The sequence below is a fragment of the Trabulsiella odontotermitis genome, from assembly GCF_001188485.1.
In the GTDB taxonomy this organism is placed as follows: Bacteria; Pseudomonadota; Gammaproteobacteria; order Enterobacterales; family Enterobacteriaceae; genus Trabulsiella; species Trabulsiella odontotermitis_A.
On the sequence record NZ_JNGH01000082.1, the window covers coordinates 37,255 to 53,765 of the forward strand.

Here is a 16,511-nt window from a genome sequence, read left to right on the forward strand (position 1 = left end):
GAATCTGAAAATGCAAGGGCGACACTGGTGTCGCCCTTTTTGTTATCGGGTTTGCCCTAAGAATATAGTATTATCTTTAAACTTCTTTACGTTTGGTCAGGCAAAAGAATTTTTGTCTTTATATACTGAGAGTAAGGCCCGTTTTGAGAGGCCTGCAATGCCAACAGGGGGCAAGGGATGTTGCTTAAGAATGCCGTATGTCGTCGATTGTCAGCATTGAGCGTGTGTCTGGCTTTCGTATTTGCTCCACTGTTTAGCGTACAGGCCGATGAGCCTGAACTGGTGCCGGCGGACAGCTCCGCCACGATGGGCGAAAACGCGACAGCGCTGGCGCAGCCGGGCACAGAATCTGACACGGTGGCGATGATGGCGGGCATCAAGCCCATGCCTGAAGGCGCGGCAGAAAAAGCGCGCAGCCACATTCAGGGTTTGCTGCCGGCAGGCTACAAACCTGTTTATATGAATGTGCTGACGGCGATGTATGCCGCGCGCGACATGAAACCGATGTGGGAGAGCCGCGAGGCGGTGCAGGCTTTCCAGCAGCAACTGGCCGAAGTCGCTATCGCAGGCTTTCAGCCGCAGTTCACCACCTGGGTTGAGCTGCTGACCGATCCCGCTGTCAGCGGCGATGCGCGCGATGTGGTTCTGTCTGACGCCATGCTCGGTTATCTGCATTTCATCAGTAATATTCCGCTGCAGGGCAACCGCTGGTTATACAGCACGAAGCCCTACACGCTGGCTACGCCGCCGTTGTCGGTGATCAATCAATGGCAGGGGGGGCTGGNATTCCTTGCTGAACTCGCTCCGCAACATCCACAGTATGCTGCGATGCATCAGGCGCTGCTGGCGCTGGTGGCGGATTCCCGTCCGTGGCCGGAAATGACCTCTACCGCAAAACTGAGCCCTGGTCAGCGGAGCAAAGATGTGCCTGCGCTGCGTGAAATTCTGCGCCGTACCGGCATGACAGAGACCACGCCGGATATCGCGCTGCCGGGTGATAACGCGGTGGTAAGCCCGTCAGCGCAGTCTGCGAGCAAAGCCAAAACCGAATCTCAGGTTTACGACAGGGCGCTGGTCGAGGCGGTGAAGCGCTTTCAGACCTGGCAGGGGCTGGGCGCTGATGGCGTCATCGGGCAGGGCACACGCAGCGCGCTGAACGTATCCTCAGCGCAGCGGGCAGGGGTGCTGGCGCTGAATATCCAGCGTTTGCGCTTGCTGCCGGGCAAACTCTCCACTGGCATTATGGTGAATATTCCGGCGTTCTCTTTGGTTTATTACCAGAACGGCGATCAGGTACTGGCCTCGCGCGTTATCGTGGGTCGCCCGGATCGCAAGACGCCGATGATGAGCAGCGCGCTGAATAACGTGGTGGTGAACCCGCCGTGGAACGTGCCGCCTACGCTGGCACGCAAAGATATTCTGCCGAAGGTCTGGAACGATCCGGGCTACCTTGAGCGTCATAACTACACCGTGCTTCGTGGCTGGAACAGCAAAGAGGCTATCGATCCGTGGATGGTGGACTGGTCAACCATTACGCCGTCGAATCTGCCGTTCCGTTTCCAGCAGGCGCCGGGCGCGACCAACTCGCTGGGTCGCTATAAGTTCAATATGCCGAGCTCTGAGGCTATCTACCTTCACGACACACCCAACCACAACCTGTTCCAGAAAGACGTGCGTGCGTTAAGCTCAGGCTGCGTACGCGTGAATAAAGCTTCTGAGCTGGCCAACATGCTGTTGCAGGACGCAGGCTGGAACGATACGCGGATTTCCGACGCGCTGAAGCAGGGCGATACGCGCTACGTGAACATTCGGGAAAATATTCCGGTGAACCTCTACTACCTGACGGCCTTTGTCGGCGCGGACGGGCGCACGCAATATCGTACAGATATTTACAATTATGACCTCACGGCGCGATCTGGCGCACAAATTCTGTCAAAAGCAGAACAATTAATCAGATAAATGAAGTAGTTCAGGCCATTTAGTTGTCGTATGAAACAGGGAAAGCGCGCCCGGAAGTCAAAAAGGGCCGTTTTTCCTGGGATAGGGTGCCTTGACGGCAGTGGTGTAGCCCGGTAAGGTTCCCTTCGTGCGCCAGAAGTGCATATATAACGACCACTTTACCTGTAGACCTGATTATCATGGACAAATTTGACGCTAATCGCCGCAAGCTGCTGGCGTTAGGTGGCGTTGCCTTAGGCGCGGCTGCCATCTTACCTACGCCGGCGTTTGCCACCCTCTCGACGCCCAGACCGCGTATTTTGACGCTGAACAACCTGAATACCGGCGAATCAATTAAAGCGGAGTTTTTCGATGGCAGAGGCTATATTCAGGAAGAATTAGCAAAACTAAATCATTTTTTCCGTGACTACCGCGCGAACAAAATGCGTTCCATCGATCCCGCTCTCTTTGATCAGCTCTACCGCCTCCAGGGCCTGCTTGGCACCCGTAAACCCGTTCAACTGATTTCGGGTTATCGTTCACTGGATACTAACAATGAAATGCGTGCGCACAGTCGCGGTGTTGCGAAACAGAGCTATCACACCAAAGGCCAGGCCATGGATTTCCATATCGAAGGCACGTCGTTAAGCAATATTCGCAAAGCCGCGTTATCTCTGCGCGCTGGTGGTGTAGGATATTACCCACGGAGCAACTTTGTGCATATTGATACCGGTCCGGTTCGGCACTGGTAATTAAGCAGGAGCATCATGAACTATCGAATTATTCCGGTTACGGCGTTCTCCCAGAACTGTTCACTGATCTGGTGTGAACACACTAAACTGGCCGCGCTGGTCGATCCGGGTGGCGATGCAGAACGAATCAAACAGGAAGTGACCGCAGCAGGGGTGACCTTGATGCAAATTCTGCTGACCCACGGGCATCTCGATCACGTTGGCGCCGCGGGAGAGCTGGCGCAGCATTACGGCATCCCGGTAATCGGTCCGGAAAAAGAAGATGAGTTCTGGCTTCAGGGCTTACCCGCTCAGAGCAAAATGTTCGGGCTGGGCGATTGCCCGGCGTTAACCCCCGATCGCTGGTTGAATGAGGGTGATACGGTCAGCGTTGGCAACATTTCGCTGCAGGTGCTGCACTGTCCTGGCCATACGCCGGGGCATATCGTGTTCTTTGATGACGCCTCCCGCCTGTTAATTTCCGGCGATGTGATTTTCAAAGGCGGGGTTGGCCGCAGTGATTTCCCACGTGGCGATCACGGTCAGCTTATCGACGCGATTAAACGCAAATTATTGCCACTCGGCGATGATGTGACGTTTATTCCCGGACACGGTCCACTCTCGACGCTTGGCGAGGAACGCCTGCATAACCCTTTCCTGCAGGATGAAATGCCTGTCTGGTAAAAAGCAAAAAGGCCGCGAAAGCGGCCTTTTTCATCATGATGGTGCGCTTACAGCACCGCGACAATCGCTTCGCACAGCGGCGCCATGTTATCCGGCGTCATCCCGGCGACGTTAACACGCCCGGACGCGACCGCATAAACCCCAAACTCTTCACGCAGACGCAGCACCTGCTCTTTGGTCAGGCCGCTGAAGGAGAACATGCCGTTCTGTTTGGTGATGAAGCTGAAATCGCGATCGGCACCTTTCTCCTGCAGCGTATTCACGAACAGCAGACGCATGCGCTGAATGCGCTGGCGCATGTCTGTCAGTTCCTGTTCCCAGATGGCGCGCAGGGCGTCGTTGCTGAGAATGGTCGCTACCACAGAGGCCCCGTGTGCGGGCGGGTTAGAGTAGTTGGCGCGAATCACTGATTTCATCTGGCTGAAGGCGCGATCAGCCGTTTCGCTGTCTGCGGCAACAATCGTACAGGCACCAACACGCTCGTTGTACAGGCCAAAGTTTTTCGAGAACGAACTGGCAACAATCAGCTCTTTATGCAGCGCAGCAAACGCGCGCAGGCCTTCCGCATCTTCTTCCAGACCGCGGGCGAAGCCCTGATAGGCGAAGTCGAACAGCGGCAGCCAGCCTTTTTCGACGGACAGATTTGCCAGCTGCTGCCACTGCTCCAGCGTCGGATCGATACCGGGAGCGCATGGTTAGCCGCATCGTAGTATGCATATTCACGCACTTCCAGACCGGCGGCATTAAACACGCCTTTATGGTTTGGCCAGCTCGGATTGCTCACCCATACGCGTTTTGCGCTGGTGTTTTTGGCAATGAAATCTGCTGCGATACGCAGCGCACCGGTACCGCCCGGGGTCTGAGCCGTACGCGCACGTTTGTCGTTAATCAGCGCGCTGCCTTTGCCGAACAGCAGCTCCTGGGTGCAACGCCCGAACTCTGGAATACCGTCGATGCCGAGGTAATTTTTGGTGGTCTCATTTTCCAGCAGATACTGCTCGGCTTTTTTTACGCTGGTAAGAACCGGGGTTTTTCCTGTTTCATCTTTATACACACCGATTCCGAGGTTAATTTTGGTCGGGCGGTCATCGGCACGAAACAAATCGGCCAGCCCCAGAATAGGGTCGGCAGGCGCAGCGGTAATGTTCTCAAACATGACGAGGTTCCATTGTGGTTACAGAAGGGAATTCCGATATCAGGTTAACGGGAGATTTCTAAATTGCCAACAGTCTTTAAAATAAAAAAAATAAGATAACATAAAAAATAAATACTTTTTAACACACACTTTACATCATTAACACAATATTTAGATGTACATTGACGGTGTTTTTGTGCATCTTTAATATGATTGATCAGAAAACCGTATATTAGTTTGGCTAATATCTTAAAAGTTATAATACCTTGAAATATTATCGAAGGAGTATTGGTAACATCAATGTTTATGGTGCCTAAACACACACTATTGTTGGGTATTACTTTATTTTGTAATAATATAAAAAGCATACAACAATAACGACTGGGATACAGCGTTTTAATGTATCAGCGTATTCCAGATTATCTATGTAACTGGTAATAACAGGCACATGTTTGACCTGCTGCTTTGCCAAAAATGTGCCCTTTTGATTATTAATCCAGCTCTTATCCGATGGAGTAAAATATGAAGATGAGTTTAACAAAGATGATCATATCTGGTCTCATCCTCGGCATGATTGCCGGGGTAGCGATTAACCATATGGCATCCGTTGAAACAGCAAAAGTCTATGCGCAGGATATATCTATTTTTACCACTATATTTTTACGTCTGGTAAAAATGATTATTGCTCCACTGGTTATTTCTACACTGGTTGTTGGCATTGCCAGAATGGGGGATGCAAAAACATTAGGCCGTATATTTTCTAAAACGTTATTCCTTTTTATTTGTGCCTCTTTATTGTCTATTGCATTAGGCTTAGTCGTTGTTAATATTTTTAAGCCTGGTATGGGGATTAATTTTGTCCCGCATGACGCAGGTGCAGTTTCTTCTATCAAGTCTGAACCGTTTACGGTGTCCGTATTTGTTTCACATGCAATCCCGACCAGCATCATTGATGCCATGGCACGTAACGAGATCCTGCAAATCGTTGTATTCTCCATTTTCCTTGGTTGCAGTCTGGCAGCAGTTGGAGAAAAAGGTGCCCCAATTGTTAAAGCACTTGATGCACTCGTGCACGTCATGCTGAAACTGACTGGCTATGTCATGCTGTTTGCGCCGTTGACTGTTTTTTCTGCCATTTCGGCGCTGATTGCTGAACGCGGTCTCGGGGTAATGATAAGTGCTGGTATTTTTATGGGGGAGTTCTACCTGACGCTGGGTATGTTGTGGGCTATCCTGATTGGACTGTCCGCTATTATCGTTGGACCATGCATTGGTCGACTGGTCAGGAAAATTACAGAACCTGCATTACTGGCTTTCACCACGTCCAGTTCTGAAGCCGCTTTCCCGGGAACCCTTAATCAACTGGAAAAGTTCGGTGTTTCTTCCAAAATTGCCAGTTTTGTCCTGCCAATTGGCTATTCCTTTAACCTCGTTGGGTCAATGGCTTATTGCTCATTTGCCACCGTGTTTATCGCGCAGGCATGCAACATTGAGCTGAGCATGGGTGAACAAATCACCATGCTGTTGATTCTTATGCTGACCTCAAAAGGTATGGCAGGCGTACCCCGGGCTTCTATGGTGGTTATTGCCGCCACGCTGAGCCAATTTCACATTCCGGAAGCAGGGCTGATCCTGTTGATGGGTGTCGATCCATTCCTGGATATGGGACGTTCCGCAACCAACGTCATGAGTAACGCCATGGGGGCAGCCATTGTCGGTCGCTGGGAAGGTGAACACTTTGGTGCAGGTTGCCACGGGAAAGCGTTAATTAATAAACCTGAAAAAGAAAGTGCCGAGTTAAATATTCCTCTTTTTTAATTCGTCAGAGGGACATGGTGTGGATACGGCTATGTAAAAACGTCTAACCTTTTGAAGTGCCAAGGCTAACTGAAGATAAATTTACTATCAGTTAATCAACTTTATGCTGTAGTATACAATTCTATTTTTGCCATTATCATGTTTCAGCACCTGCTGCGCGCAGATTAAGGCCTGCTGGTACAATGGCGAGTACTTACATAACTTCGTCATTGTACCAGCAGGCCTGACACAGCATACCCACACACAACGTGTTTTGCTGTTAGTGGGGCCTGCTTTATGTATTCATATCGGTTACAGGCCAGCTTCGGGTGCACCGTTTCAATAAACTTAAAGGCATTGCGGATGATTTCTAGTTGCTCAGAGATACTGGTGTTAAACGGTTTCAGCTCACCGCCGTGCCAAGGACTAGCAATTTTAGCGTGTTCAGAACCGGAGAAGTCAGCCTGTAGAACCCATTACGCAGGTCGGTGATGCCAGCGATGCGCCAGATACGGCTGCTGGCTGGAAGTGTAATCATGTTGTGTCCCTGTCAGCGAGTTCCTGGAAGGTCAGAGTAGCATCATAAGGTCAGGATTGTAGAGCGTGGGGTACCTTCCTGATATCGCTTCTTTCACTTTAACAGTAGACTGAGATGGATACCGTGCGAGCGTGCGACGTAGGAGACATTCATGCTAGTCTCCATCATCTGCTGTATAATGGCGTTTTTCTCATAAGGGGTCTTACGCTTATGTGCTTCTTGCTCCGACACTTTTTTGAGTGGGATTAGCCAGTGTTTTTCCTCTCCCGATGACTGCCAGTTGTGCGGTAATATCAACTTCACTGGTTGCTGATACGCTACCGAAAGCAGTTCCTGTCAGGAAATGGCTGGTGACCTCCATCTGCCAGACCATGCGAACTTGAGGCCATTCAGAGTGAGAGATGGCATTCGCCGTTCGACCGGAGGCGACATCATTTTCAGGGGTATTCGGCGTTCACTACAGGGTACCATCTATCACCATCAGGGTAAGTCCGTTCCAGTGCGATAGTGGTGTTTTTTCAAACCAGAGCTGGCGTGTTTTTTCGAAGACCTGCTGGATAACATTAGCGCCCGGCAGCTGACGCGCCTGAACGACCGCACAGGGAACAACAAAAGACCGTTTACCTGGAAGCAAAGTAAGTGCACCACCAAGGACGTCCGGATAAGCTGACTCATCCGGGTAACAATAATGTCTACTATTTTTCCATATAATGGACACAGAGCATTGAATAATCGGGCATGGATTAACGAAGCTCTACATTTTCGCTTTGATAAAAAAGTTCATGGGAAACAGACAAGTAAACGAATCAGTATTCCCAGAACCACCCTGCATAACCTGTTCCGGCGCTTTGCCTGCTCAGGTCTGAACTGACCCGTTCCCTAAAACATATCACCTGAACAACTTGAACGGTTTATCTACCCCTGGAAAAGCCAACAATACGGACCTGTTCCTACCAGAGAAATACCCGAAAAACGCCGGCGACCTAATTTCTCCACAAAGTTCAAACTTCACCTCGTCGAGCTGTTAATGCAACCTGATATCAATGTGGCTCGTCTTGGCCGTGAACACGGTATTAATGACATTCTGCTGTATAACTGGCGCCACCAGTATAAACAGGGAAAACTGAACCGTGCGGATAATCTGCCAGCTGAACTGCTACCGGTAAGTATCGTAACGCCCTCAGTCGCTCCGGCCCCTTTGACACCACCATTATCTGCCGATGTACTCTGTTGCGAGGTGGCATTCCCCGGTGGAACGGTAAAACTATATGGCACTATGACTCCGGCCTTACTGCGAGTATTACTTGGCGAGTCGAAAGACGGCTCCTGATGATAACGCTGCCAACCGGAACCAGAATCTGGATCATCACTGGCGTCACCGATATGCGTTGTGGCTTCAACGGTCTGGCCTCGAAGGTGCAGAACACGCTAAAAGATGACCCGTTCTCCGGGCATATCTTCGTCTTCCGTGGCCGCAGTGGCAAAATGGTGAAAATACTGTGGGCCGATCGTGACGGCCTGCGCCTGTTCGCCAAACGTCTCGAACGGGGACGCTTTGTCTGGTCGGTGACCCATGAAGGGAAAGTACATCTGACGCCCGCCCAGTTGTCCATGCTGCTGGAGGGTATCGCCTAGCAGCATCCAAAACGAATGGAACGGTCTGGTATACGAATATACCCTGTAATAAAACAGGGGAATGAACAGTGTACTTCCCGACGACATCGAGCAACTGAAAACGCTGCTGGTCGCCCAGCAGGCGATTATCATTAGGCTGTCCGGTGAAATAACCAGCTATGCCCGCGAGATCAACTCACTCAGGGCGCTGGTCGCTAAACTACAGAGAATGCTGTTTGGCCGCAGCAGCGAGAAAAACCGCGAGAAGATAGAAAAGAAAATAGCTCAGACTGAAAAGCGTATTACCGAGCTCCAGAACAGGCTTGGCGAAGTGCACTCGCAACTCACCTCAATGGCCGGAGATGCAGTACCAAAAACATCAGACTCTCCCGCCCACAAAGCGCTTCCGGCAACACTCCCCCGTGACAGGCAGGTTATCTCCCCGACAGAAACCGAATGCCCTGTCTGCAGTGGCAAACTGAAGCCGTTGGGAGAGAGCATCGCTGAACAGCTGGATATCATTAACACCGCGTTCAGGGTCACCAACACCTGGCCTTCCAACCGTGTGAAAGAGTTACTACCCTGGAACGTCACCCTCTCTGTAAACTAATTTTTACACCACGTACTTCACGGGGCTCTTACGGATTGTTACGGTGCCGGTATCAGCGAGGCGTTCATCAATAAGTTCAGGTGACAGAAGGTCAGAAAGAGCAGCAAATCCTTTCGGAGTGAATTTACAAACGATGTTAAGAACCTGACAGAGAAGCATAAAAAAATCCGTAATCCTTGTGCGATTACAGATTCTTACATAACTACCAAATCGTTCAACTGATCCTTAGCTGATCGACATTACGCTTCTGGCGTCGGTTTTCAGTGGTTAGTTATCGGTCAGCGCATTCTGGTATTTGTTCAGCATACCCACCAGCCACCTGACCGGTTCGGTCACCTGCGGCGGCGCGTCCCAGGTTCGCAGTTTTTCCTGATAGATGTCGAGCTCTTCCAGCAGTTGCGTAAAGTAGCGGCGACGCTTCACATCGTTATTGGCGGCAATCACCTGATCAGCAGTGCGACGCAACTGACGGTGAAACGCCGAGAGATCGTCATTAACGGGCACCGGCGCATCGCGCAGGCGCTGATGGGCAATAATCAGCGTCAGTGCGAGACGGAATTTCGCCAGATCGCCGGGGAATTTATTCAACAGCAAAAAAAGCTGTTGATACAACGCCGGAAGCCGGTTTTCTTTTCGACGCGCCGTATTGGTGGTCATCGCCGACACCGCNGTTCAGCAGCAAAAACAGTTGTTGATACAACGCCGGAAGCCGGTTTTCTTTTCGACGCGCCGTATTGGTGGTCATCGCCGACACCGCCGCCGATACAAACTGGTTCAGCAGCACACGACCGGTGCGCGCCTGCGAATTATCGCGGATCAGCAGGATCACCATAAACGCCAGGAAACAGCCCACCAGTTGCCCCAGCGCGCTGTCGAGGAACTGGCTGAAATGGAAGGTCATCGGGTTATCCAGCGCAATAATGTTAATGGTATTTGCCAGCGCCCCCAGCGCCCCCGGCCGCCGTTTCTGCACCTCGATCCCAATAAAGAATGCCAGCACCGCAAGGCTGATACACAGCAGCAGCATGCTTTGCTGCGTCGAGGGGATGATCACCAGGAAAAACAGCGATCCCAGCGGCAGGAGCACGATAATGTTAATGGTACTCGCCAGCGCCCCCAGCGAGCCCAGCCGCCGTTTCTGCACCTCGATCCCAATAAAGAATGCCAGCACCGCAAGGCTGATGCACAGCAGCAGCATGCTTTGCTGCGTCGAGGGGATGATCACCAGGAAAAACAGCGATCCCAGCGGCAGCGCAGCCAGCGTGCCGTAAATAAAGTCAATCGCCACCATGCGTGGGTTCGGCAGACGCATCACCAGCGACGTCACCACGGCAATCATCACCATCACACCGCTACCTGATGTCCAGCCTGTCCACAGCCAGAACAGCGTACCGAGCACACAGGAAATCGTGGTACGCCAGAAGTTGACCATTGCATGGTGGCGTTCGGCGGATTCCGCGCGCACCACCACTTCCCCCTGCAAAATCTCTTCTTCGCGGACGCTGACTTTGGCATTGCTGATCACGCCGCGCTTAAGCAACTGATAACGCGTGGCCGCGCCAATCCAGCTGTAAATCGTTACCGGCGTATCGTGCTCACCCGTCCACACCAGCACGCGACGCATGCGTTTGAGCTGTTTATGTACATCCTGCGGTGTGTCGGCCGGCTCATCAAACAGCTCTCGCCAGGCGTCGGTGATCAGTTCCGGGCGGGTATTCTGAATCAGGTAGGTTTCGCACGCCTGAGTGATAAGCGTCAGCGAAAGGGTGTTCAGCGCTTTCAGGCGACGGTTGGCTTTGGCCCAGCGCGAAGATTCCATATGCAGGTTGCGGCGCATCCCTTCCAGTGCCTGAGTGCGGCGCACCAGCGCACTCCAGGCTTTGTCCACCTCTTCGCTGTCGCCGTGACGGATACACAGCTGCATCAACCGATACTGCGCCACCAGCAGTGCGTCGAGTTCGCGGTCGATCTCCTGTTTGATCGATCGCGGGGAAAACAGCAGATCGGCGACGATCGCACAGACAATGCCGATCACAATCTCGCTGCAGCGCTCCACCGCGAACTGCGGCGTCAACAGCGGCTCGGTCTGGATGGTGATCACAATAATGAGCGCGGTGTACCCTGCCAGCCCCCAGGCGTAAGAGTTTTCCACGCGCACCAGGGAGGAGATCCAGGTACAGAAACCGGCCCAGACGCAGCACACCAGAATCATCAACAACGGAGCACGGATCATCAGAATGATGATGGTCAGCGCAGCGATACAGCCTATAAACGTCCCGATAATACGCAGCATGCCGCGATAACGGATGGCGCCGGAATACGGCTCGCCCCCGGCGGCAAACGCCGGGCCCGCTGCGACAATCGCCGCGGTCAGCACCGCCCAGCGCGGCGTTTCCAGTTCGAAGTGAAAGCCGACAAACAGCGCCAGTACAATCGCGCAGGCAAGCTTAAGCGCAAAGCGAATATGCTGGCTGGCGATAGAAAAAATGCCCATGACGATTAACCGAACTCACGCAGGCGCAGCGCCAGTTTCTGGAAAAACGTCATCTGACGCTCGTCGCGGTCTTTGGCACCGGTAATCACAACCGTGGCAGTCGTCCCGGCAGGCCACAGATTGCCGCGCTGCTGATCGAGCTGAATACGCACCGGCACGCGCTGCGCCAGGCGAACCCATTCGAGGTTGGAGTCGACGGTTGCCATGCCTTTAGCGTCATTGCTGCTGCTGGCGTTGGTTACGCCTGCCGCCACGCTGTTTACGGTGCCTTTCAGCACCACCGAGCCGCCTAACGGGGTGATTTCCGCGCGATAGCCCGGGCGCACACCTTCCAGTTTGGTCTCTTCCATGTAGGCCATGACATAAAACGAGCCTTCTTTTACCAGCGCCACTGCCGTCGAACCGCGGGTGATAAACTCACCGGTGTAGACGTTCAGGTTNNCGCCATGCCTTTGGCGTCATTGCTGCTGCTGGCGCTGGTTACGCCCGCAGCCACGCTGTTTACAGTGCCTTTCAGCACCACCGAGCCGCCTAACGGGGTAATTTCCGCGCGATAGCCCGGGCGCACACCTTCCAGTTTGGTCTCTTCCATGTAGGCCATGACATAAAATGAACCTTCTTTTACCAGCGCCACTGCCGTCGAACCGCGGGTGATAAACTCACCGGTGTAGACGTTCAGGTTAGTGATCCAGCCGTCCGCAGGGGCGCGGATGGTGGTGCGTTCCAGATCCAGACGCGCCAGATCGCGCGAGGCCTGTGCTTTCGCCAGCTGATACTGGACGGTTTGCAGCACGTTGTTTGCCTGATCAATCTCTTCCCGCGACATCGCCTGAATACCTAACTGATTACGACGACCCGCCTCCCGGCGTTTCTCGTTAGCCAGCGCCTGGTAATAGGCGACATCCGCTTCAGCCTCTTCCAGCTCCAGATCAAGACGCGCCAGATCGCGCGAGGCCTGTGCTTTCGCCAGCTGATGCTGAACGGTTTGTAGCACGTTGTTTGCCTGATCAATCTCTTCCCGCGACATCGCCTGAATACCTAACTGATTACGACGCCCCGCCTCCCGGCGTTTCTCGTTAGCCAGCGCCTGGTAATAGGCGACATCCGCTTCGGCCTCTTCCAGCGCTTTCTGGTAGCGCGGCTGGTCGATGACAAACAACACCTGGTTTTTCTTCACCAGTTGGTTATCTTTGACATTCACCTCAGTGATGAGACCGGCGACGTCCGGGGCGATGGCAACGACGTCAGCGCTGAAGCGCGCGTCACGCGTCCACGGCGATTCCGTGTAATAGACCCAGGCACGGAAAATAGCCATAAACGCCAGGATAACCAGTATCAGTGTGATGGCCGTACGGGAGATTTTTCTTGTTAGTGTTTTCACAGCGACCTCAAACGAACAAACGCGATATCAGATAAAAAAGACAGCAGTACAGCGCCGTATTGAACAGCGCGGGGTGCCAGACAAAATCATAGATTCCGGTGGGGATAAGCACCCGGCGAAGCAGCCAGAAGATGGCGAGCGACAGCAGTAATTCAAAGAAGATCGGCGGAAATGACAGACCGAAAATCACAATGACGGGGAACAGACTCATGTTGACCTTGATTTGGGAGCAGGTGAGTAGCGATGCTTTTTATTATTCAGCTAACAGTATATTAACGTAACTGTTATCCTCTTATCTACGATATGTGATCTAAATCACTTTTAAGCCAGAGTGAATAATGGAAAGACTAAAACGCATGACGGTGTTTGCCAAAGTGGTCGAGTTTGGCTCCTTCACTGCGGCAGCACGACAGCTACAAATGAGCGTCTCCTCTGTCAGCCAGACGGTGTCGAAACTGGAGGATGAGTTGCAGGTGAAGCTGCTAAACCGCAGCACGCGCAGCATTGGCCTGACAGAAGCGGGTAAAATTTACTACCAGGGCTGCCGACGGATGCTGCACGAAGTGCAGGACGTGCACGAGCAGCTTTACGCCTTTAACAATACGCCCATCGGTACCCTGCGCATCGGCTGTTCTTCAACGATGGCACAAAATGTGCTCGCCAATATCACCGCAGAAATGCTGAAAGAGCATCCGGGACTGACCATCAATCTGGTCACCGGCATCCCCGCGCCGGATCTCATCGCCGACGGTCTCGACGTGGTGATCCGCGTCGGCGCGCTACAGGATTCCAGCCTGTTTTCCCGCCGCCTTGGCTCAATGCCAATGGTGCTCTGCGCCGCCAAAAGCTATCTGCAACAAGCCGGTACGCCGGAGAAACCCGCCGATCTTGCCAGCCATTCATGGCTTGAATATAGCGTGCGTCCGGACAATNCGCGGGCATTGCGTACGTGCCGCTGATGTGGGTGATCAACGAGATCAACCAGGGCGTGCTGGAAACACTGCTGCCGCGCTATCAGTCTGACCCGCGACCGGTGTATGCGCTGTATACCGAGAAAGATAAGCTGCCGCTGAAAGTGCAGGTTTGCATCAACGCGCTGACGGATTATTTCGTTGGGGTGTCGCAGCTTTACCAGGGAATGCACGGGCGAGGGAATTTGCAGCAGGGGGGGGGGGNNCCGACGGTCAGGTTATCGACCTTCAGCGTCGGCTGGCCCACACCCACCGGCAGACTCTGCCCTTCTTTGCCGCAAACGCCGACGCCGTTGTCCAGCTTCAGGTCATTACCGACCATCGAAATCTGCTGCATGGCTTCGATACCGGAGCCAATCAGCGTCGCACCTTTCACCGGTTTGGTCACTTTGCCGTTCTCGATCAGATACGCTTCTGAGGTAGAGAAGACAAATTTGCCGGAGGTGATGTCCACCTGACCGCCGCCAAAGTTCGGCGCGAAAATGCCGTATTCAACGGATTCGATAATTTCCTGCGGCGTGGATTTCCCGGCGAGCATATAGGTGTTGGTCATGCGCGGCATCGGCAGATGCGCGTAGGATTCACGACGACCGTTGCCGGTCGGCGCCACGCCCATCAGACGCGCGTTGAGCTTGTCCTGCATGTAGCCTTTCAGCACACCGTTTTCAATCAATACGTTGTACTGCCCCGGCGTACCTTCATCGTCAATGGCGACGGAACCACGGCGATCGATCATCGTGCCGTCATCGACCACGGTACACAGCTCAGACGCCACCAGTTGCCCCATCTGACCGCTGAATACCGACGTGCCACGGCGGTTGAAGTCGCCTTCCAGGCCGTGACCGACCGCTTCATGCAGCAGCACGCCAGGCCAGCCCGCGCCCAGCACGACCGGCATGGTGCCTGCAGGCGCCGCAACAGCGGAGAGATTCACCAGCGCCATGCGCACCGCTTCTTTCGCCCAGGCGTCGGCACGCACGTCGCCGTTGAGGTCGGCGAGGAAATAGTCATAGCCAAAACGACCGCCACCACCGCTGGCGCCGCGCTCGCGTTTACCGTCCTCTTCCACCAGCACGCTGACGGAGAGACGCACCAGTGGACGCACATCGGCGGCCAGCGTGCCGTCCGCCGGTCAGGCTGGCAGACACTTCCTGCACGCGGTTATCCGCCGCACGGGCGGTTTTGTCGACGCGGCGCAGAATGTCCAGCTTCTCTTCACGGCTCATGCTCTGCAGTGGATCAAGGCAGGTATAAAGCGGCTGATGTTCCACGGCACCAAGGGTATTCACTTTGCCGTCGCCATGCTCGCGCACAATGGTACGTGCGGCTTCGGCACTGTTTTTCAGCGCCAGTTTGCTGATCTGATCGGCATAGGCGAAACCGGTTTTTTCGCCGCTCACGGCGCGGACGCCGACGCCCTGATCGATGTTATACGAACCGTCTTTAATGATGCTGTCTTCTAAAACCCAGGACTCGTGATAGCTCGACTGGAAATAGAGATCGCCGTAATCGAGACGACGCTCCGTCAGTTGACCAAGAATGGCAAACAAATCCTGATGATTCAGGCCATTTGCCGATAGTAGTTGTTCACTTACCAGGTTCAGACTCATCGTTATGCTACTCTTCGGTTGCCGCTCAGCGCGACGGTATGAAAGATTTTATCTATTGAGAGTGAGGCAATTCAAAGCTCACGTCAAATCATTGCGTTGTCTCGCTGCGCGCCTGGCGCAGCACTTCGTTGATCTGCGGTTTATCTACCGGGCCGGTGATGCGGTAGCGCAGAATGGAGACTTTACTCCACAGCGGACCAAGCACTTTACTGGCGGCAAACACCGCGGCACCGATGATCGGATTGACGGCAAACGCGGCGGCAACGCCGACGGTGGCGGAGATTTCAGGGGCGACGACGGCTTCCATATCCAGCTCTCGACGCACCAGATTCACCGAGCCTTTCATCGCGATGTCAGCCTCGAGGCCATCCACCAGCGTGTCGTCGGTATGCAGAATGCCGTCTTTAATCCACGCGGTGCTGCGAATCGAATCAAACCAGAAGCCTTCGCTGAACGTATCGCTGAAGTCGAAGCGCAGTTTACGCAGCAGCGCATCGACACTGAGCAGACGCAACAGTTGCCCGGCGTGGCCGCTGCTGAGATCGGTGAATTCCCCTTTCCCGAGCCGCGCTTTAATAATGCCGTTGAGGGAGGCGACGTCCGGTTTCCACGGCTCTGCACGCCAGTGGAGATCATAATCGGTGGTAAACGAGGAACCGCGGATCGGCGTCTCGACGCCAAAGAAGTTCGTCGCGGCGTCGACTTTATCGCCACGCACTTTGCCCTTCAGCGAGGTGCGCTGGCCCGTCTGCCCGTTGACCCATACGCCGCTGGCGGTGATGTGACCAAAACCGGTGTCCAGCACGCCGCCCGTCAGGCTCAGCGTGTCGCCATTGACGCTAAAGTCACCGTCAATGCGACCATATTTTTGCCCCCACAGCCAGCATTCCGTACAGCGGAGCTGAAGCGCGGGCCAGTTCTGGAAGTTAACACGTTGGCCGCCCAGCAACGTGCTCTCGGGGGAATCGCCCTTCGCTGACGATGGGTTGTAATAGAGATATCGAATCG

Annotated in this window: 8 protein-coding genes and 8 pseudogenes; 8 read left to right on the forward strand and 8 right to left on the reverse strand. The window is 53.7% G+C overall.

All coding sequences use genetic code 11. From position 1 onward, the window contains the following. Window positions 1-177 precede the first annotated feature (177 nt). From ldtD to GM30_RS10330, 3 genes are all read left to right on the forward strand, one after another. Window positions 178-1,959: a L,D-transpeptidase gene (gene ldtD / locus GM30_RS10320; protein WP_049848554.1), complete on the forward strand. Its 1,782-nt coding sequence runs from the start codon at window positions 178-180 to the stop codon at window positions 1,957-1,959. A 179-nt stretch (window positions 1,960-2,138) separates the two neighbouring features. Next, window positions 2,139-2,690: a peptidoglycan L,D-endopeptidase MepK gene (mepK, locus tag GM30_RS10325; protein ID WP_049848555.1), complete on the forward strand. Its 552-nt coding sequence runs from the start codon at window positions 2,139-2,141 to the stop codon at window positions 2,688-2,690. 15 nt (window positions 2,691-2,705) lie between these two features. Continuing rightward, complete coding sequence (locus GM30_RS10330) at window positions 2,706-3,353, forward strand: MBL fold metallo-hydrolase (protein ID WP_049848556.1); 648 nt, start codon at window positions 2,706-2,708, stop codon at window positions 3,351-3,353. A 47-nt stretch (window positions 3,354-3,400) separates the two neighbouring features. On the opposite strand, the pseudogene GM30_RS10335 reads toward GM30_RS10330, so the two are convergent. Continuing rightward, a pseudogene (locus GM30_RS10335) lies at window positions 3,401-4,509 on the reverse strand (amino acid aminotransferase). A 501-nt stretch (window positions 4,510-5,010) separates the two neighbouring features. Between GM30_RS10335 and GM30_RS10340 the strand changes: the two are divergent. Further along, a complete protein-coding gene (locus GM30_RS10340; protein WP_049848557.1) occupies window positions 5,011-6,306 on the forward strand; it encodes a dicarboxylate/amino acid:cation symporter in 1,296 nt (431 codons plus the stop codon). Between the two features lie 415 nt (window positions 6,307-6,721). Here the strand turns inward: GM30_RS10340 and GM30_RS27190 are convergent. After that, a pseudogene (locus tag GM30_RS27190) lies at window positions 6,722-6,823 on the reverse strand (IS66 family insertion sequence element accessory protein TnpB); the annotation flags it as partial. 961 nt (window positions 6,824-7,784) lie between these two features. Between GM30_RS27190 and GM30_RS27905 the strand changes: the two are divergent. The 3 genes and pseudogenes from GM30_RS27905 to GM30_RS10355 form a co-directional block, all read left to right on the forward strand. Continuing rightward, window positions 7,785-8,153 carry a transposase gene (locus GM30_RS27905; RefSeq protein WP_420802259.1) on the forward strand — a complete coding sequence of 123 codons (369 nt, stop codon included), beginning with the start codon at window positions 7,785-7,787 and terminating at the stop codon, window positions 8,151-8,153. Next, a complete protein-coding gene (tnpB, locus tag GM30_RS10350) occupies window positions 8,153-8,458 on the forward strand; it encodes an IS66 family insertion sequence element accessory protein TnpB (protein WP_049848559.1) in 306 nt (101 codons plus the stop codon). The genes GM30_RS27905 and tnpB overlap by 1 nt, the downstream gene beginning before the upstream one ends. 61 nt (window positions 8,459-8,519) lie before the next feature. After that, window positions 8,520-8,987 (forward strand): annotated as a pseudogene (locus GM30_RS10355) (IS66 family transposase); the annotation flags it as partial. 327 nt (window positions 8,988-9,314) lie between these two features. Here GM30_RS10355 and aaeB read toward each other — a convergent pair. The 4 genes and pseudogenes from aaeB to aaeX form a co-directional block, all read right to left on the reverse strand. Next, window positions 9,315-11,541: pseudogene (gene aaeB / locus GM30_RS28205) on the reverse strand (p-hydroxybenzoic acid efflux pump subunit AaeB). 5 nt (window positions 11,542-11,546) lie between these two features. Next, window positions 11,547-11,759: pseudogene (locus tag GM30_RS28210) on the reverse strand (p-hydroxybenzoic acid efflux pump subunit AaeA); the annotation flags it as partial. A gap of 224 nt (window positions 11,760-11,983) precedes the next feature. Further along, window positions 11,984-12,922: pseudogene (locus GM30_RS27915) on the reverse strand (p-hydroxybenzoic acid efflux pump subunit AaeA); the annotation flags it as partial. Window positions 12,923-12,929: 7 nt separating this feature from the next. Then, a complete protein-coding gene (aaeX, locus tag GM30_RS10375; protein ID WP_049848560.1) occupies window positions 12,930-13,133 on the reverse strand; it encodes a p-hydroxybenzoic acid efflux pump operon protein AaeX in 204 nt (67 codons plus the stop codon). A 127-nt stretch (window positions 13,134-13,260) separates the two neighbouring features. On the opposite strand from aaeX, the pseudogene GM30_RS10380 reads away from it, so the two are divergent. Beyond that, window positions 13,261-14,075 (forward strand): annotated as a pseudogene (locus GM30_RS10380) (HTH-type transcriptional activator AaeR); the annotation flags it as partial. Here GM30_RS10380 and tldD read toward each other — a convergent pair. Together tldD and GM30_RS10390 are read right to left on the reverse strand one after the other, a co-directional pair. Then, window positions 14,051-15,503, reverse strand: a pseudogene (tldD, locus tag GM30_RS10385) (metalloprotease TldD). The pseudogenes GM30_RS10380 and tldD sit on opposite strands and share 25 nt — an antisense overlap. Before the next feature lie 88 nt (window positions 15,504-15,591). Continuing rightward, window positions 15,592-16,511, reverse strand: a 920-nt coding sequence (locus GM30_RS10390) for a YhdP family protein (RefSeq protein WP_274519052.1), incomplete at its 5' end; no start/stop codon positions are given.

What these genes read in the sequence shown, in the direction of transcription:
- GM30_RS10330 (WP_049848556.1), top strand. Translation starts at nt 2,706, where the DNA reads ATGAACTATCGAATTATTCCGGTTACGGCGTTCTCCCAGAACTGTTCA.
- GM30_RS10340 (WP_049848557.1), top strand. Translation starts at nt 5,011, where the DNA reads ATGAAGATGAGTTTAACAAAGATGATCATATCTGGTCTCATCCTCGGC.
- aaeX (WP_049848560.1), bottom strand. Translation starts at nt 13,133, where the DNA reads ATGAGTCTGTTCCCCGTCATTGTGATTTTCGGTCTGTCATTTCCGCCG.
- tnpB (WP_049848559.1), top strand. Translation starts at nt 8,153, where the DNA reads ATGATAACGCTGCCAACCGGAACCAGAATCTGGATCATCACTGGCGTC.
- mepK (WP_049848555.1), top strand. Translation starts at nt 2,139, where the DNA reads ATGGACAAATTTGACGCTAATCGCCGCAAGCTGCTGGCGTTAGGTGGC.